Genomic DNA, 18,243 nt, shown 5'->3' on the forward strand with positions numbered 1-18,243 from the left:
AGGACTCAAAGCGATTCCTCTTTTAACAGGTTGAGCAGCTCGGCGGTTTTCTCGTTCATCAACGCCGTATCCGCTCTGGACTCAACGTTCAGGCGCACCACCGGCTCCGTGTTGGATGTGCGCAGGTTAAAGCGCCACTCAGGGTATTCAATACTGATACCGTCCGTTGTGTCGATGTGTGCGGCCGCCGGCTCATACTGCGCCCGGATACGGGCGATCGCCTCCGCCGCATTACCCAGCTTGCGGTTGATCTCCCCCGACGCCGGGAACGCCGCCTGGCGGTCCTCCACCAGCGATTTCAGCGAGCTGTTCTTCAGGCACAGCAGCTCCGCCACCAGCAGCCACGGGATCATCCCGCTGTCGCAGTAGGCGAAGTCACGGAAGTAATGGTGCGCGCTCATCTCCCCGCCGTAGATGGCGTCTTCCTGGCGCATCCGCTCCTTGATGAACGCATGCCCGGTCTTCGACATCACCGGCTGCCCGCCGCTGCGGGTCACGATGTCCACCGTGTTCCACGTCAGGCGCGGGTCGTGAATGATTTTCGCCCCCGGCTGCTTCTGCAGGAACGCTTCCGCCAGCAGGCCGACAATGTAGTACCCCTCGATAAACGACGCCTCGTCATCGAACAGGAAGCAGCGGTCGAAGTCGCCGTCAAAGGCGATACCCATGTCCGCCTGATGCGCACGCACCGCGTCGGCGGTGTCCTGGCGGCACTCCGGCAGCAGCGGGTTCGGGATACCGTTCGGGAAATGGCCGTCCGGCTGATGATGCACCTTGATAAAGGTCACCGGCGCCCCGGCCGCCGCGAAGCGTTTCTCCACCTCATCAATCACGTGCCCCGCCGCCCCGTTGCCGGAGTTCACCACCAGCTTCAGCGGACGGGTGAAGTTCGCCAGGTCCACGTAGCCCATCAGGTGGTCGACGTACTCCTTCAGCACCGAAATCTGGCGCAGGGTCCCGCGACGCGCCGGGTCCACCGGCGGGAACTGGTTTTCCTCCGCCAGGCGCTGGATGTCACGCAGGCCGGTATCGCCGCTGATGGGCTTCGCGTTCTCGCGCACCAGCTTCATGCCGTTGTAGTTCATCGGGTTGTGGCTCGCCGTCACCTCGATACCGCCGTCCACCCCGAGGTGGAAAGTGGCGAAGTAAATCTCTTCGGTGCCGCTCAGGCCGATATCCAGCACGTCGGTGCCGGCGTCCATCAGCCCGCGGGCCAGCGCCAGCTTCAGCGACTCGCTGGTGAGGCGCACATCGCCCCCCACCACTATCTTCCCGGGTTTCAGAAATTCGCCGTAGGCGCGGCCGATACGGTAGGCGATGTCCTCGTTCAGCTCCTCGCCCAGTTCACCACGGATGTCATAAGCCTTAAAGCATGTTAACTGTGTCATTCTGCGTTTTGTCCCGAAAAAAATTAGCAACGACCATACTGGTCTTTAATACGAATAATGTCGTCCTCGCCGAGGTACGACCCCGACTGGATCTCCAGCACTTCCAGCGGAATGCGGCCCGGGTTTTCCAGGCTGTGCTCGGCGCCAATCGGAATAAAGGTGGACTGGTTCTCGGTCAGCAGGAACTGCTTGCCGTTGACCGTCACCTGGCCGGTGCCGGCGAGAATGACCCAGTGCTCGGCGCGGTGGTGGTGCATCTGCATCGAGAAGGCGCCTCCCGGTTTCACGGTGATACGGTTGACGTTGAAGCGCGGGGTCTGGACCACCACGTCGCAGCGGCCCCAGGGACGGTAAATCTCGCGGTGGCGCTTGTACTCGCTGCGCTGGTTCTGCTTGAGGAACTCGACCGCCTTCTTCACGTCCTGGGAACGTTCGCGGTTCATCACCAGCACGGCGTCCTTGGTGCTGACAATCACCAGATTCTCCACGCCGATGGCCGCCACCAGCTTCTCGTCGCTGTTGATGTAGCAGTTTTCGCTGTTGTGCACCCACGCGTCGCCGCTGAGGACGTTGCCCTGCTCATCTTTCGGGCTGACCTCCCACAGGGCGGACCAGGAGCCGACGTCGCTCCAGTCGGCATCGAGACCGACCACCACGGCGTCGGCGGTTTTCTCCATCACCGCGTAGTCCACGGACTCGTCCGGGCACTCGCAGAAAATGTCATGCGGGATGCTGATGAAGTCGCTGCCGTTGTCGGCGGCATTGACCGCGGCCTGGCAGGCTTCGAGGATATCCGGGCGGAATTTGGCCAGCTCGGAGAGGTATTTTTTGGCGCGGAACATAAACATGCCGCTGTTCCAGTAGTACTCCCCGGAGGCGAGGTAGGCCTCAGCGCGCTCGCGGTCCGGCTTCTCCACGAAGCGGGCCACCTGGTACGGGGTGTGGGCGCTGTCGGTGAGGGCCACGCCGCGCTGGATGTAGCCGTAGCCGGTTTCCGGGGCGTTCGGCACGATACCGAAGGTGACCAGGTGGCCTTCATCGGCATACTGCTCGGCGACGCGGATAGCGTCGTGGAAGACCGGCTGGTTATTGATGATATGGTCGGCGGCGAGAACCAGCATCAGCGGGTCGTCACCGTGACGGGTGGCCTGAAGGGCCGCCAGAGCAATGGCCGGGGCGGTGTTGCGCCCGACCGGCTCAAGAATAATGTTGTTGGACAGCCTGTTGAGCTGGCGCAGCTGTTCGGCCACCAGGAAGCGGTGCTCTTCGTTACAGATGACCATCGGTTCATGGATTTCAAGGCCCGAGAGTCGGGTGATGGTTTCCTGCAGCATGGAGTTCTGCCCGTACAGCCGGAGGAACTGTTTCGGGTAAAGCTCGCGAGACATCGGCCAGAGACGACTGCCGGTACCACCAGCCATAATTACAGGAAGTAACATAATGAAATCCTTAAATAAATAATTGCTTTATTTTACTATCAATCAATCGACCGTCGGGTGGAATGGCCTTTTTCAGGCACGCTACCGCCATTGGCTGTCGCAACCAAAATGCGTACTGCTCCCGTGCTTCAGGCTAAACGCCACCCTCTTTCGCTTCAGGCTGTCGGCAGAACGTTCACTCAGCAGCCTGAAAAACCAGCCTGACGGAACGGGTGTCCTGAAAACCTAAAAGCAGAGATATGTCCTGGGACATATCTCTGCTTTTAATATGCATCTGTCCTCACCTGGCCGCGAAATGCCCCACACTTTCCGCATTTGCCGCCGGGTTAACCATCAGGACTTTCTCATTTACGCAGGGTATCACGCGTGCGCTTTCCGCCACCGACGAAAGGGAAACGGGCGGCCTGCCGGTGTCAGCAAGCGCCAGAAAGGAGCGTCCACGATGCGGGGAAAGATAAGAAGAGACATCGCTTTCGCCACCAGGGAGACAACGCGCGGCCAGGCTTGATGGCCCTTTGCACATGGCGACGGCGCTTTGTTCCGACAGGAGGGATAAACGACTCATGCTCTACACTGCACATTCCACAAAGAAAATCGTCCGCAGATTATAGCGCTGGTCGCGGGGAATAAAAATAAAAAAGCCTACTGATTAATGGATTACTCAAATAATACACATTATAAACATTCACTAAACAAACAAAACCAATCTAATCCATTGATATTCATCAAAAAACCAGGGGAAACACTACAAAGATTTTGCCCATTTGCTAAATCATCCGCTGACGAAAATATAACTTTAAACAAAATTACGCCATACCGGGGGGATTGGCGACCTTTATGATTGCACCATGAATCGCTAAACCGCTGACAGGTCATAAGGTTATTATTCGACAGCTAACAGTCAAATGAGAAACGTTGTTATTTATCAGCCTTTGCCACCACGATTTTGCCAGAAAAAAGCGCCCTTCACTTCACGCCTGGCGGATAAGACGCGGCAAAGCAAGTGATCCCAGCCGCAAGCCAGTGTAAAATCGGCCGTTATGTAGAACGGGATATCCACACCCCGGAGGAAAAATATGAAGTTTTTGGTCACTGGTGCCGCAGGTTTTATCGGCTTTCATATCGCGCAGCGCCTGCTGAATGAAGGGCATGACGTTGTCGGGATCGACAACATGAACGACTACTATGACGTCAGCCTGAAGCAGGCCCGTCTGGATCGCCTGTCCTCTCCGGCATTCCATTTCCAGCAGCTGGATCTTGCCGACCGTGAGGGTATGGCGACGCTGTTCGCCGCAGAACAGTTTGACCGCGTGATCCACCTGGCGGCCCAGGCCGGCGTGCGCTATTCGCTGGAAAACCCGTATGCCTACGCCGACGCAAACCTGATGGGGTACCTGAATATTCTGGAAGGCTGCCGCCATACCAAAGTGAAACACCTGGTATACGCCTCCTCCAGTTCGGTTTACGGCCTTAACCGCAAAATGCCGTTCTCCACGGAGGATTCCGTCGATCATCCGGTTTCCCTGTACGCCGCCACCAAGAAAGCCAATGAGCTGATGGCGCATACCTATTCCCATCTGTACGGCATCCCGACCACCGGGCTGCGCTTCTTTACGGTCTATGGTCCGTGGGGCCGCCCGGATATGGCGCTGTTCAAGTTCACGAAAGCGATGCTGGCAGGGAAAAGTATCGACGTTTACAACTACGGCAAGATGAAGCGCGATTTCACCTATATCGACGATATCGTCGAGGCGGTGGTGCGCGTTCAGGATGTGATCCCGCAGGCCAATGCCGACTGGACCGTTGAGAATGGTTCCCCGGCCACCAGCTCGGCGCCGTACCGGGTCTATAACATTGGCAACAGCTCGCCGGTGGAACTGATGGATTATATCACCGCCCTGGAAGAAGCCCTGGGGATGGAAGCGAAGAAGAATATGATGCCGATTCAGCCGGGCGATGTGCTGGACACCAGCGCAGACACCCAGCCGCTGTATGACCTGGTGGGCTTTAAGCCACAGACGTCAGTGAAGGAAGGCGTGAAGAACTTCGTGGAGTGGTATAAGGATTACTATCAGATCTAACCTGTCTCTGCCCTGCCGCAATCCGCTGATTGCGGCAACGGATAAGCATCCCGTATTGTCTTCCTTTATCATTCATTTCTTTACCCGAGCCTGGCACAGGCTATACTTTTTTGTGCTAAAGAATAATTTTTACTGGTTTTAACGACGGTGCTGAAACCAGTTTCATCTGCCCGCCAGCGAAAAAGCCAACAACTTTAAGCCTGGTCCCCTGCTGTCACTCTTTTCAATACTATTTTTAATGGCTCCTTCAGCATTTTCTCCTGATAAATAAAAGACATTACTTTCTGTAGGAATTTTCTTAAGAACAGGATATGTTAGAGATCGCAATTCAGCGCTTCCTGGCTGACGTGTTGCTTAACATGCTAATGATTCAACCAACAAAAAGCTGTGGTAGATATTATGGAAAACCTATTTTTCTTAGTGGTCGCTGCCATACTACTTGCTGTGTCTGTTTTCTTTTTAATTTCATATCTGAAAGACAGAAAGAAAACAAAACTGACGTTTAATAAACGCAAGTGGTAAGACTCGCTCCATATTGCATTTAGATTAAGATAATATTAAGAGATAAAAAAATGATATGACAGAATGACCGTTCATTCTGCGTTTTGGCGTGGCCTTAAGGCAAGAAAAAATAACGTTACTCGCGCCCTGTTCCTCATATTTCCCCAGGGCATAAATAACAAAAGCCTGCGTTGCAGGCTTCGTTTTACCTCCCGGCGCTTATCTCCGGCATCTACATCACAGTGACGGTAGCTCTTCACAAGGTAAGTTTAACTTATCGGACCTGTTTTCAACCCGCAACGGGTTTTGAGCAGGATCGTAATGTCCATCACAATTTATTGAGGTTAATCTGAATGTGCGAGAAATACGCGCAGTGAGGGATATAGCGGGGAGATAAAGAAGCATACTGGCGGCGGGGAGCCGCCAGTGTCAGACAGGCAGAATTAATCGTTACCAAACAGATCGCGGGTATAAACCTTATCCGCGACATCCGCCAACTCTTCCGCCATACGGTTAGAAATGATCACATCCGCCTCTTGTTTGAAGGCATCCAGGTTGCGCACGACGCGGGAGTTGAAGAACTCATCTTCCTGCATCACCGGTTCATAGATAATAACCGGGATACCTTTCGCCTTGATGCGCTTCATGATGCCCTGAATAGAAGAGGCACGGAAGTTGTCTGACCCGCTCTTCATGATCAGGCGATACACACCCACCACTTTCGGCTTGCGGGCGAGAATAGAATCCGCGATAAAGTCTTTACGGGTACGGTTGGCATCGACGATAGCCGCGATGATGTTGTTCGGGACCGATTCGTAGTTCGCCAGCAGCTGCTTGGTGTCTTTCGGCAGACAGTAGCCGCCGTAGCCAAAGGACGGGTTGTTGTAGTGGTTGCCGATACGCGGATCCAGGCATACCCCTTCGATAATCTGCTTGCTGTTCAGCCCCTGGCTTTCAGCATAGCTGTCGAGCTCGTTGAAATAGGCAACGCGCAGCGCCAGATAGGTGTTAGCGAACAGTTTGATCGCTTCCGCTTCGGTGGAGTCGGTAAACAGGGTCGGGATATCCTGCTTGATCGCACCTTCTTTCAGCAGGTCTGCGAAACGTTCGGCACGCGCAGAGCGCTCACCGATGACAATACGCGACGGGTGCAGGTTGTCGTACAGCGCACGGCCTTCACGCAGGAACTCAGGAGAGAAAATGACATTATCAATCCCTAAACGTTCTTTGATGTCGCGGGTGAAACCCACCGGGATGGTCGATTTAATGATCATCACCGCATTCGGGTTGATCTCGGTGACATCGCGAATAACCGCTTCCACCGTAGAGGTGTTGAAGTAGTTAGTTTTGGGATCGTAATCGGTCGGCGTCGCAATGATCACGTAGTCGGCATTACGGTATGCGTCTTGCTTATCCGTGGTAGCACGGAAGTTTAACGGTTTTTCTGCCAGATATTCCTGGATCTCTTTATCGACAATCGGAGAGATCTTCTGGTTAAGCATATCCACTTTGGCCTGTACGATATCCAGGGCCACCACTTCGTGGTTTTGCGCAATCAGGATACCGTTCGATAAACCAACATAACCTGTACCGGAAATAGTAATTTTCATTCGATTACACTTTAATCAGTTAACTGGGTAATGGCGGATAGCCACGAAATTAAATAATGCTGTGGGCGGTTTTACGCTTTGACCAGTGGGATGTCAAGAATAAGCCATAAGGTCAATAATACGATTAAAATCTGACCCTATGGCTTCCATTATGGATAATGCATTACTTGAGAAGAGCTAAAATCTCTTCGGTTTTTGCATTCATCAACGCCGTATCCGCTCTGGACTCCACGTTCAGGCGCACCACCGGCTCCGTGTTGGATGTGCGCAGGTTAAAGCGCCACTCAGGGTATTCAATACTGATACCGTCCGTTGTGTCGATGTGTGCGGCCGCCGGCTCATACTGCGCCCGGATACGGGCGATCGCCTCCGCCGCATTACCCAGCTTGCGGTTGATCTCCCCCGACGCCGGGAACGCCGCCTGGCGGTCCTCCACCAGCGATTTCAGCGAGCTGTTCTTCAGGCACAGCAGCTCCGCCACCAGCAGCCACGGGATCATCCCGCTGTCGCAGTAGGCGAAGTCACGGAAGTAATGGTGCGCGCTCATCTCCCCGCCGTAGATGGCGTCTTCCTGGCGCATCCGCTCCTTGATGAACGCATGCCCGGTCTTCGACATCACCGGCTGCCCGCCGCTGCGGGTCACGATGTCCACCGTGTTCCACGTCAGGCGCGGGTCGTGAATGATTTTCGCCCCCGGCTGCTTCTGCAGGAACGCTTCCGCCAGCAGGCCGACAATGTAGTACCCCTCGATAAACGACGCCTCGTCATCGAACAGGAAGCAGCGGTCGAAGTCGCCGTCAAAGGCGATACCCATGTCCGCCTGATGCGCACGCACCGCGTCGGCGGTGTCCTGGCGGCACTCCGGCAGCAGCGGGTTCGGGATACCGTTCGGGAAATGGCCGTCCGGCTGATGATGCACCTTGATAAAGGTCACCGGCGCCCCGGCCGCCGCGAAGCGTTTCTCCACCTCATCAATCACGTGCCCCGCCGCCCCGTTGCCGGAGTTCACCACCAGCTTCAGCGGACGGGTGAAGTTCGCCAGGTCCACGTAGCCCATCAGGTGGTCGACGTACTCCTTCAGCACCGAAATCTGGCGCAGGGTCCCGCGACGCGCCGGGTCCACCGGCGGGAACTGGTTTTCCTCCGCCAGGCGCTGGATGTCACGCAGGCCGGTATCGCCGCTGATGGGCTTCGCGTTCTCGCGCACCAGCTTCATGCCGTTGTAGTTCATCGGGTTGTGGCTCGCCGTCACCTCGATACCGCCGTCCACCCCGAGGTGGAAAGTGGCGAAGTAAATCTCTTCGGTGCCGCTCAGGCCGATATCCAGCACGTCGGTGCCGGCGTCCATCAGCCCGCGGGCCAGCGCCAGCTTCAGCGACTCGCTGGTGAGGCGCACATCGCCCCCCACCACTATCTTCCCGGGTTTCAGAAATTCGCCGTAGGCGCGGCCGATACGGTAGGCGATGTCCTCGTTCAGCTCCTCGCCCAGTTCACCACGGATGTCATAAGCCTTAAAGCATGTTAACTGTGTCATTCTGCGTTTTGTCCCGAAAAAAATTAGCAACGACCATACTGGTCTTTAATACGAATAATGTCGTCCTCGCCGAGGTACGACCCCGACTGGATCTCCAGCACTTCCAGCGGAATGCGGCCCGGGTTTTCCAGGCTGTGCTCGGCGCCAATCGGAATAAAGGTGGACTGGTTCTCGGTCAGCAGGAACTGCTTGCCGTTGACCGTCACCTGGCCGGTGCCGGCGAGAATGACCCAGTGCTCGGCGCGGTGGTGGTGCATCTGCATCGAGAAGGCGCCTCCCGGTTTCACGGTGATACGGTTGACGTTGAAGCGCGGGGTCTGGACCACCACGTCGCAGCGGCCCCAGGGACGGTAAATCTCGCGGTGGCGCTTGTACTCGCTGCGCTGGTTCTGCTTGAGGAACTCGACCGCCTTCTTCACGTCCTGGGAACGTTCGCGGTTCATCACCAGCACGGCGTCCTTGGTGCTGACAATCACCAGATTCTCCACGCCGATGGCCGCCACCAGCTTCTCGTCGCTGTTGATGTAGCAGTTTTCGCTGTTGTGCACCCACGCGTCGCCGCTGAGGACGTTGCCCTGCTCATCTTTCGGGCTGACCTCCCACAGGGCGGACCAGGAGCCGACGTCGCTCCAGTCGGCATCGAGACCGACCACCACGGCGTCGGCGGTTTTCTCCATCACCGCGTAGTCCACGGACTCGTCCGGGCACTCGCAGAAAATGTCATGCGGGATGCTGATGAAGTCGCTGCCGTTGTCGGCGGCATTGACCGCGGCCTGGCAGGCTTCGAGGATATCCGGGCGGAATTTGGCCAGCTCGGAGAGGTATTTTTTGGCGCGGAACATAAACATGCCGCTGTTCCAGTAGTACTCCCCGGAGGCGAGGTAGGCCTCAGCGCGCTCGCGGTCCGGCTTCTCCACGAAGCGGGCCACCTGGTACGGGGTGTGGGCGCTGTCGGTGAGGGCCACGCCGCGCTGGATGTAGCCGTAGCCGGTTTCCGGGGCGTTCGGCACGATACCGAAGGTGACCAGGTGGCCTTCATCGGCATACTGCTCGGCGACGCGGATAGCGTCGTGGAAGACCGGCTGGTTATTGATGATATGGTCGGCGGCGAGAACCAGCATCAGCGGGTCGTCACCGTGACGGGTGGCCTGAAGGGCCGCCAGAGCAATGGCCGGGGCGGTGTTGCGCCCGACCGGCTCAAGAATAATGTTGTTGGACAGCCTGTTGAGCTGGCGCAGCTGTTCGGCCACCAGGAAGCGGTGCTCTTCGTTACAGATGACCATCGGTTCATGGATTTCAAGGCCCGAGAGTCGGGTGATGGTTTCCTGCAGCATGGAGTTCTGCCCGTACAGCCGGAGGAACTGTTTCGGGTAAAGCTCGCGAGACATCGGCCAGAGACGACTGCCGGTACCGCCAGCCATTATCACAGGAAGTAACATATTAATATCCTTTAATTAAAACCCTGTTATTTAACACCCAGTAAATCACTGAGGCCAGAAGCAGACTAATATAGGCGTACAAGATAATAAATATGGCAAATTCTTAAAAAGGTTAAAAATTAGATATTAGAAATATTTTTAGAAAGGAAATGCTTAAGGTCAGGTTGCAACATTAAATATAAAATTAAAACAGTCAGGCCAAATGGCCTGACTGTGTGAAGAAAATTATTCCAACCACTCTGTGTGGAACACACCGTCTTTATCTGTACGCTTATAGGTGTGCGCACCAAAGTAATCACGCTGAGCCTGAATCAGGTTAGCTGGCAAAACTGCGGAACGGTAGCTGTCGTAGTAGGCAATTGCTGCAGAGAACGTCGGTACCGGAATACCATTCTGCACGGCATAAGCAACGACATCACGCAGCGCCTGCTGATAGTCATCAGCGATCTGTTTGAAGTACGGGGCCAGCAACAGGTTAGCAATGCCAGCGTTTTGCGCATAAGCATCAGTGATCTTCTGCAGGAACTGCGCACGAATGATGCAGCCAGCGCGGAAAATCTTAGCGATCTCACCGTAGTTCAGATCCCAGTTGTATTCATCAGAAGCAGCACGCAGCTGTGAGAAGCCCTGGGCATAGGAAACGATTTTACCGAGATATAACGCACGACGCACTTTTTCGATAAATTCCGCTTTATCACCAGCTGGCTGAGCCTGGGGTCCACTCAGCACTTTCGAAGCGGCTACACGCTGGTCTTTAAGTGAAGAGATGTAACGAGCAAATACGGACTCGGTGATCAGAGACAGAGGTTCGCCGAGATCAAGTGAACTCTGGCTGGTCCACTTACCGGTACCTTTGTTTGCTGCTTCATCAAGAATGACATCGACGAGGTATTTACCCTCTTCATCCTTCTTGGTGAAGATATCTTTGGTAATGTCGATCAGGTAGCTGCTTAGCTCACCTTCGTTCCATTCGGTGAAGGTTTGCGCCAGCTCTTCGTTGGAAAGTGCCAGACCGCCTTTCAACAGCGCATAAGCTTCAGCAATCAACTGCATGTCACCATACTCGATGCCGTTATGAACCATCTTCACATAATGACCAGCACCGTCAGCACCGATATAGGTCACACACGGCTCACCGTCTTCAGCAACCGCAGCAATCTGCTTCAGAATCGGAGCAACCAGCTCATAGGCTTCTTTCTGCCCACCAGGCATGATGGAAGGCCCTTTCAGAGCCCCCTCTTCACCACCGGAAACACCGGTACCGATAAAGTTAAAACCGTCGGCAGACAACTCACGGTTACGACGGATGGTGTCCTGGAAGAAGGTGTTGCCGCCATCAATGATGATGTCGCCTTTATCGAGGTAAGGCTTCAGGGAATCGATGGCGCTGTCGGTGCCAGCCCCGGCCTTCACCATCAACAGGATACGACGTGGTGTTTCAAGGGATTCAACAAACTCTTGTACTGTGTAGTAAGGAACAAGTTTCTTGCCTGGATTTTCGGCAATCACTTCTTCGGTCTTTTCACGGGAGCGGTTGAAAACGGAGACGGTATAACCACGGCTTTCGATGTTCAGCGCAAGGTTACGCCCCATCACAGCCATACCGACAACCCCGATCTGTTGCTTGGACATTACATACTCCTGTCAGGTGTGGTCACTGCGACATACTCGCAGCTTAATTTTGATGTTCATATTAGCGCAATGGTGCTTATGTGCATAGGGTAAAATGGTGCGTAACAAAGACAAGCAAAATAGCCTTTATTAAAACAAGCCTTTAGAAGGCATTGTTAGCTGTAGTTTTTTTTTGAATAAATAATGCATGTAATTTCTTTTCAAGTAAGAAGTAACTAAATAACCCTACAATGACCGATAAAATGATAGTTAACGTTCCTATTATAGAAAGCATTAGCATTGAAAGGTCAAATTTCTTACAAACAACACCAAATCCCATAACAATAAAAGTATGGCATAGATATAGAGAGTAAGAGGAGTCACCTAAAATAACTAAGTACTTATTGCATGAGCCTTTGGAAAACCATACAAGAAAGAAAATAATTGCAAAAAAGACCATTGCCACTTTACTAAACTCTTCGGGCACAGCACCCAAAGCGATAACAAAAAACAATACAAAGCAAGTTAATAAACTTAAACACACAGAAATAACAGAAGAGAATAGATTAATAATCTTATCGCAATAATTATAAATAAAAATACCGAAAACAAAAAAATAAAATAACTTTGATGATATAAAAAAATCGATATATGGAATTCCTGTTATCGAACCTTTGCCTAGTACTATTATTAAAGAAAAAAACAAAAAGGAAACAATTAACACCTTGCGCTTAGGTATATTCATTAAAATCAAAATAGAAAAGAAAATATAAAAAAACATTTCATATATAAGAGTCCACCCTTGGCCAAGGACTGGGTTTATTTTGCTGGGTTCTTCATCGGAATATGGTAAAAGCAAATAAGATGAAACTATTTTCTCAAAGGAATAATGATGTTGTTTCAAAGCAAAGCCTGCAAACCAAGCAACGAGAAGTAATGTCAGCCAGAACCAATAAATAGGATAGATACGAATAATTCTTTTCTTTAAAAAAACAGAAGAAGCTTTTTTATCCCATGTTTTATTAAAAGTCGTTAAGGACATTATATATCCACTAACAATAAAGAACACATAAACACCTATAGTGCCAACCCCCTGCAAATTACGTAATATTCCCCCGGTTATTCCTTCAAGATGGTAATATATATTAAATTGAGTTAATGTATGATCCACAACAACTGAAAGCGCAGCTATACCGCGCAGTGTTTGGATTCTAGAGTTTTTGTTAAAGCCAATATCATTAGCCATTTAGACCTCAATTTAAATATTATAAAACATCATGTAAGACTTAGAATACATAGCAGGTTAAGGTAGATATTACTTAATAAGCTGACTTATTGATAAAGCCTTTGAAGATAGTAAGGAAAATAATTTTCAAATCTAGCCATATACTCCAACCACGAATGTATAGCAAATCGTATTCAATTCGCTTCTCCATTTTCTCTAATGTATCTGTCTCTCCACGCCAACCGTTGATTTGAGCTAAACCAGTAATACCCGGTTTAACCTTATGTCGAAGCATATAACCTTGAATAAGAGATCTATATTGTTCATTATGAGAAACAGCATGCGGGCGTGGGCCAACAACAGACATCTGACCAAATAATACATTAAAAAACTGAGGTAACTCATCTAGTGAGGTACTTCTAAGGAAACGTCCAACCTTTGTCACTCGTACATCATTTTTTGTAGCTTGTATTACTTTATCGTCATTTTCCATAACAGTCATCGAACGGAATTTCCAAACCTTAATAGGTTTACCATCCATACCATATCGTATTTGGCGAAAAATAATTGGACCAGGTGAAGAAAATTTTACTGCTAAAGCAATACCAATAAGCACAGGAGAAATTAGTACTAAAATAATACTAGAGACAACAATGTCTTCTAACCTCTTAAACAACATATTAATACCGCTCAATGGCGTATCAAAAAGAGGTACTACAGGTACGCCATTGATTTCTTCAGTTCGAGATTGCAAAATATTAAACGTAAACACATCCGGTATAAGTAACACTGAACAGGTAGTATCTGTAAGTTTTGACACAAGATCTTTTATAATTTGCTCATCTTTCATACTCAGTGCAATATATATACGATCAATTTCACCTGCCCTAGCTTGGGCTATTAATGTAGACAACGAACCACCATAAGGTACATTACCATATTCGATCTGTGGCTTATCATCATAAATACCTTTAACAACGAACCCTAACCACGGTTCCTCTAAAAAACTCTGAAGTAAACTAATAGCAGCAGGGGAAGAGCCGACGACAGCAACTCGCCGTGTATTGTAACCTAACTTGCGTAACACTCCAGCACCAAGACGTATAAAAGTACGGCAAAAAATGAAACCCAACACAACAAAGAAATACCAAAATATAAACACTTTCACACTAATATCGAAATCTGGGAAAAGTGAAATTAATCCAGATGTAAGTATTATACTTAGTGTCCAGTTTTTGATTATCATAATAAGTTCGGCAGAGATCTTCACACCTCTCCATGAGCGATAGAAATCAGTAATTCCGCCGATCATTTGAAATACAACAAGAGCCGTTAGACCGATTAAATTTGCTTTATAAGAAATATTGAAATTATAAAACAAGCAAGTTGTATACAAACCTAAAAAAATAATAGCAATATCAGAAAACCTTTGCACTAAAGAGATTATTGATGCATTAGCATTCGCACGAACACGATGGGAAAATGTTATCATATGTATTTTACTCATATTCACAACTGACTAACAACAATAAATACAAACGTATGTTACAGTTGATAAAAACAACATAATTAATACTCAATACTTTTTGAGATATTAAAATCCAACCATTTTGTTGATACATAAGAATTAAATTCTTCGCGAAATCTTTCTGCAGAAAATTTTAAGGCGTTGTTTCGACAATCACTAGGGTTAATATTATGAGAATTTTCTTCGAAACTATTTACGGCATTGATCAAAGAACTTATTGTTTGTTGTTCAAAAAAGAAACCGGTTGCTTGAGCTACACCATATGGCCTGACCGTTTCCAGTGAACCGCCTTTACCAAAAGCAATTACAGGAGTACCACATGCTTGAGCTTCAACTGGAGTAATTCCAAAATCCTCTTCTGCAGCAAAAACAAAAGCTTTCGCTTTTTTCATATAATCCTCCATGACACTATTCGGCTGATATCCTAATATCTCCACGTTACCTTTAGCTTTATTTTTTATTTTTATCATTTCACTACCATCACCAATAACAACTAATTTCTTATTGGGCATTTTGCTAAATGCCTCAACAATCAAGTCGATTCTTTTGTAAGGAACTAATCGCGATGCTGTGAGATAAAAATCTTCTTTCTGCTCTACTAACTCAAAACGATGAACATCAACAGGAGGATAAATTACATCAGCTTGCCTTCCATATACCTTCATGATACGACGGGCAATAAAATGAGAGTTAGCAATAAAATGATCTACACCATTAGAAGTTCGATAATCCCACATGCGGATATTATGAAGAATCCATTTAGCTAACAATCCTTTGATACCTTTATCAAGACCAGACTCTTTAAGATACTGAAATTGCATATCCCAAGCATATCTAATTGGCGAGTGTACGTAACTAATATGCAACTGATCTGGTCCCGTCAATACACCTTTTGCAACGGCATGACTACTAGAAATAACAACATTATGCTTGGTCACATCTAATTGCTCTACCGCAAAAGGCATGAATGGTAAATATTTTTGATATTTCTTTTTTGCAAAGGGTAAATTTTGGACGAAGCTAGTGGTAGCTTTTTTTCCTTGAAAAAAAATTCTATCTTCATCTGAAAGATATTCGACAAGAGCGTATAATTCAGAACTTGGAAAGAGTTCAATGAATTCTTTAATAACTCGCTCTGCGCCAGCATATGTTACTAGCCAATCAGCTACAATACCAACATTAATATCCTGCGACATAATTTATCCCTTAAAATTTTACTTAGTACAATCGTCAAAGTTAAAATTACTTTTGGTAAACCATTGCTATTGTTTGTTTAATAAAATGTTCTTTTTTAAAAATTAATTTCATCGATATGCTTAATAATTTATTTTGCCGGCTAGTAGCCGGCAGCATTATATAAGGTTATATTCAATCCTTAACAAAGGAGAGACACTTCTCAATTAGATCATTAGCATATGGGACATGTAAATCTTTATTGGTAAGAGTAGTATTCATACCAATTTTATTTCCATCGAAATTGAAGTTACAATGAGATTTACCAGATGCTTCAACATCGATACGGTTAAAGAAATCAAATAGTCCATCAAATCTACAATTATCAACTTTAGTTTTGAATCCACCATTAACAAAAATAACTGGTGTGCCCATTGCCAAACAAGGCAGGGCAGTATGGATTCTCGATGTTACAACAAAGCGTGCAGCAGATAATCGTTTCAAATAAGCGTCAGCTTTTTGGAATCCAACTTCAGCAGAAATATAAGGAACCATTTGATCAATATAGACAGCATTGTCTAAAACATCCTCTTCAAAATATTTTTGGAGAATATCTCTTTTGATCGCAAGCTCTTTAATCCTTCCATTAAGGATTCTTTTTCCTAAACGAAGTGGTTGTTTGATTAACTGCTTCATTGATAATGAGTCATGCATGATATCGACAAAAATTACTTCATCGGTAATTTTTGTACGTTTATATGAATGGCCAAGTGTTAAAGTCATACATCCTGAATAGTAGGCATCAATTCCTTTAGCTAATAGTAGATCTCTAGTATGATTATCTCTACAACCAATTGGTTCATGCTTTTTAAAATGTTCAATAACTTCTGGTCTAAAAATTCTGTCTACTATTGAAGAATTCAGATGCACTGATACATATAATGGTTCTATTTTTGTTGATGGGGGAAAGTTCTCTGGATTGGCCATATACCACGCATTCATTATCATCTTTACAGTTTCATCGTTGTATTGATGCATTCCTTCACGCGTGATGTAATGATCTACTGAAGGTAGAAATTGTTTAGCCGCTGTACTTTGAACATAGTCACCCAGGTTAAGGAGATTTTGCTCTTCAAATTTCCCACCCTCATAAACGATAACACCATACTTACTCATGTTCTCACCTTAAAAATCAATTAAATATCTTACTGTAAATTTTCTTACCTTTCTGATTGCAAAAGTTTTTCTCATCTTTTGATAATACAAAAAAGTAAAAAAGAATCAAAACAAACAAACTTGATAGTAAAGTTAAAGCCAATAGTCCAATATATGTTTCGGGAAGGAATATATCAATCCAATAAGCACTTATAAAAGAAACGGTTGCAACGATGAATAACTTTATCAAAACATTTAATATATACCCTCTTATGTCATAATCTATTACACCACTTACAATTTTCATCCGATAGAATAATAATAATAAAGTAGAGCTTACACGAGCAAATACGACAACATATAATGGCAATCGGCTATATACCAAAACAACTGCAAAAAGTAAATTGAGAAGAATGATACAACTAATTGTTATTTGATAACGTTTTAGTTTTCCAACAGCGTAGATTACTGTTACAAAAGGTCCAGAAAGACAATCAATCAAGACATATAACACTACAATTTTTACAAGTGAAACTAAATACTCGGGTACAGTATTCAACCAAATTGATAAAATAAAATGGGTGTCCGTGAATAATGGAACTACTGCAAGTAAAACAAGTCCAAACGATAATTTGCTTGCTTGTGTGAGTAATTTATTAAGATAAGATAAATCACCCGCAGCATAAGATTTAATTATCTGAGGATTAAATGCAGTTTGAAAATTTCCAGTAACTCTATTAATAGCAGCCAATACTTGATCTGATAAACCAAGAGATGCATTAGCAACAACACCAAAGAATATATTTACTAATATCGCAATTCCTTGAGACAATGCAACAACACTAATTGAACCGAGAAGTGTCCAACCGGAAAACGAAAACATCTCAATAAGTATTTTTTTATCAACTTTCAAATCCATTTTGCATATTTCGAACTTAATAATGCAAAATAAAAAATAACAAAGAAAAATAAACAAATACCCACATAATACTAGAACAGCATATGCCTTTAAATTGTCATTAAAACTAAATGCTCCTAAAAGAAAAACAATGAACCATCGTTGAAAAGCATCCAATACACCAATCTTTGCATAAACCTCCATCCTTTCACAGGCTATTATTGACGCAATAAAAGGTGTTTGTAATATTTGTACAGATAGAGCTAAAAGTGAGAAATGGAAAATCCATGCTACATCTTTTACCCGATCAGAAGGAATACTTAAATGTGAATTTACAAACCAAAGGCCAATTGTTTCACCTAAAAATAAAATAATAATTGCTATACCAAAATGCACTACGACACTTGTATTAAATGCTCTGTTTGTCCAAACATAATCGTTTCGCCCCAATCCCATTGATAGAAATCTTTGAGTTGCGAGAGTAGTAACATTTTGAATAAACCCAAAAAGTACAATTACTCCTGCGATAATACTATATATACCTAGATCTTTAACACCTAAAGCTTGTAGTAAAATTCTTGATGTATATAGCGAAACGATCATAATCATGATCATCCGCGAGTATAGCATTATAGTGTTTTTTGCTATACGTTTATTTTTA

General features: G+C 47.1%; 13 protein-coding genes. 2 read left to right on the plus strand and 11 right to left on the minus strand.

What is annotated here, in order from left to right; translation table 11 throughout:
• Positions 1-5: 5 nt before the first annotated feature.
• The gene (rfbK, locus tag QLG03_RS07485) at positions 6-1,388 is read right to left on the minus strand and encodes an O9 family phosphomannomutase RfbK (RefSeq protein WP_049014738.1); all 1,383 of its coding nucleotides are present in this window, start codon (positions 1,386-1,388) and stop codon (positions 6-8) included.
• 23 nt (positions 1,389-1,411) lie between these two features.
• Positions 1,412-2,827, minus strand: a complete 1,416-nt coding sequence (locus QLG03_RS07490) for a mannose-1-phosphate guanylyltransferase/mannose-6-phosphate isomerase (RefSeq protein ID WP_064154354.1) — start codon at positions 2,825-2,827, stop codon at positions 1,412-1,414.
• Positions 2,828-3,903: 1,076 nt separating this feature from the next.
• On the opposite strand from QLG03_RS07490, the gene QLG03_RS07495 reads away from it, so the two are divergent.
• Both QLG03_RS07495 and QLG03_RS07500 read left to right on the plus strand, forming a co-directional pair.
• Entirely contained in the window at positions 3,904-4,908 is a 1,005-nt protein-coding gene (locus QLG03_RS07495) for an NAD-dependent epimerase (RefSeq protein ID WP_023290365.1), read from the plus strand.
• Positions 4,909-5,307: 399 nt separating this feature from the next.
• The gene (locus QLG03_RS07500) at positions 5,308-5,430 is read left to right on the plus strand and encodes a small membrane protein (protein ID WP_000429184.1); all 123 of its coding nucleotides are present in this window, start codon (positions 5,308-5,310) and stop codon (positions 5,428-5,430) included.
• 422 nt (positions 5,431-5,852) lie between these two features.
• Here QLG03_RS07500 and ugd read toward each other — a convergent pair whose 3' ends face one another.
• The 9 genes from ugd to QLG03_RS07545 all read right to left on the minus strand — a co-directional run bounded on the left by ugd (position 5,853) and on the right by QLG03_RS07545 (position 18,191).
• Positions 5,853-7,019 (minus strand): UDP-glucose 6-dehydrogenase, encoded by a 1,167-nt coding sequence (gene ugd, locus QLG03_RS07505; protein WP_255989142.1) that lies wholly within the window; start codon positions 7,017-7,019, stop codon positions 5,853-5,855.
• Positions 7,020-7,182: 163 nt separating this feature from the next.
• Entirely contained in the window at positions 7,183-8,553 is a 1,371-nt protein-coding gene (rfbK, locus tag QLG03_RS07510; protein ID WP_080820820.1) for an O9 family phosphomannomutase RfbK, read from the minus strand.
• A 23-nt stretch (positions 8,554-8,576) separates the two neighbouring features.
• The gene (locus QLG03_RS07515) at positions 8,577-9,992 is read right to left on the minus strand and encodes a mannose-1-phosphate guanylyltransferase/mannose-6-phosphate isomerase (protein ID WP_064154354.1); all 1,416 of its coding nucleotides are present in this window, start codon (positions 9,990-9,992) and stop codon (positions 8,577-8,579) included.
• 225 nt (positions 9,993-10,217) lie between these two features.
• On the minus strand, positions 10,218-11,624 hold the full coding sequence (gene gndA / locus QLG03_RS07520) for an NADP-dependent phosphogluconate dehydrogenase (RefSeq protein WP_255989134.1): 1,407 nt from the start codon (positions 11,622-11,624) through the stop codon (positions 10,218-10,220).
• Between the two features lie 142 nt (positions 11,625-11,766).
• A complete protein-coding gene (locus QLG03_RS07525) occupies positions 11,767-12,849 on the minus strand; it encodes an acyltransferase (RefSeq protein WP_255989131.1) in 1,083 nt (360 codons plus the stop codon).
• A gap of 73 nt (positions 12,850-12,922) precedes the next feature.
• Positions 12,923-14,320, minus strand: a complete 1,398-nt coding sequence (wcaJ, locus tag QLG03_RS07530; RefSeq protein ID WP_044524137.1) for an undecaprenyl-phosphate glucose phosphotransferase — start codon at positions 14,318-14,320, stop codon at positions 12,923-12,925.
• A gap of 77 nt (positions 14,321-14,397) precedes the next feature.
• Positions 14,398-15,552 (minus strand): glycosyltransferase family 4 protein, encoded by a 1,155-nt coding sequence (locus tag QLG03_RS07535; protein ID WP_044524139.1) that lies wholly within the window; start codon positions 15,550-15,552, stop codon positions 14,398-14,400.
• A 172-nt stretch (positions 15,553-15,724) separates the two neighbouring features.
• Positions 15,725-16,705 carry a polysaccharide pyruvyl transferase family protein gene (locus tag QLG03_RS07540; RefSeq protein WP_102004031.1) on the minus strand — a complete coding sequence of 327 codons (981 nt, stop codon included), beginning with the start codon at positions 16,703-16,705 and terminating at the stop codon, positions 15,725-15,727.
• A gap of 16 nt (positions 16,706-16,721) precedes the next feature.
• On the minus strand, positions 16,722-18,191 hold the full coding sequence (locus QLG03_RS07545; protein WP_130952852.1) for a hypothetical protein: 1,470 nt from the start codon (positions 18,189-18,191) through the stop codon (positions 16,722-16,724).
• Positions 18,192-18,243: the final 52 nt, after the last annotated feature.

The organism is Klebsiella sp. V115_8 (assembly GCF_029967715.1).
Classification (GTDB): domain Bacteria; phylum Pseudomonadota; class Gammaproteobacteria; order Enterobacterales; family Enterobacteriaceae; genus Klebsiella; species Klebsiella quasipneumoniae.

Bases quoted from the DNA above. Each gene is read 5' to 3' on its own strand.
- QLG03_RS07545 (WP_130952852.1), bottom strand. From the start codon at position 18,191: ATGATTATGATCGTTTCGCTATATACATCAAGAATTTTACTACAAGCT.
- QLG03_RS07500 (WP_000429184.1), top strand. From the start codon at position 5,308: ATGGAAAACCTATTTTTCTTAGTGGTCGCTGCCATACTACTTGCTGTG.
- QLG03_RS07540 (WP_102004031.1), bottom strand. From the start codon at position 16,705: ATGAGTAAGTATGGTGTTATCGTTTATGAGGGTGGGAAATTTGAAGAG.
- QLG03_RS07515 (WP_064154354.1), bottom strand. From the start codon at position 9,992: ATGTTACTTCCTGTGATAATGGCTGGCGGTACCGGCAGTCGTCTCTGG.
- QLG03_RS07525 (WP_255989131.1), bottom strand. From the start codon at position 12,849: ATGGCTAATGATATTGGCTTTAACAAAAACTCTAGAATCCAAACACTG.
- QLG03_RS07490 (WP_064154354.1), bottom strand. From the start codon at position 2,827: ATGTTACTTCCTGTAATTATGGCTGGTGGTACCGGCAGTCGTCTCTGG.
- wcaJ (WP_044524137.1), bottom strand. From the start codon at position 14,320: ATGATAACATTTTCCCATCGTGTTCGTGCGAATGCTAATGCATCAATA.
- QLG03_RS07495 (WP_023290365.1), top strand. From the start codon at position 3,904: ATGAAGTTTTTGGTCACTGGTGCCGCAGGTTTTATCGGCTTTCATATC.
- rfbK (WP_049014738.1), bottom strand. From the start codon at position 1,388: ATGACACAGTTAACATGCTTTAAGGCTTATGACATCCGTGGTGAACTG.
- QLG03_RS07535 (WP_044524139.1), bottom strand. From the start codon at position 15,552: ATGTCGCAGGATATTAATGTTGGTATTGTAGCTGATTGGCTAGTAACA.
- gndA (WP_255989134.1), bottom strand. From the start codon at position 11,624: ATGTCCAAGCAACAGATCGGGGTTGTCGGTATGGCTGTGATGGGGCGT.
- rfbK (WP_080820820.1), bottom strand. From the start codon at position 8,553: ATGACACAGTTAACATGCTTTAAGGCTTATGACATCCGTGGTGAACTG.
- ugd (WP_255989142.1), bottom strand. From the start codon at position 7,019: ATGAAAATTACTATTTCCGGTACAGGTTATGTTGGTTTATCGAACGGT.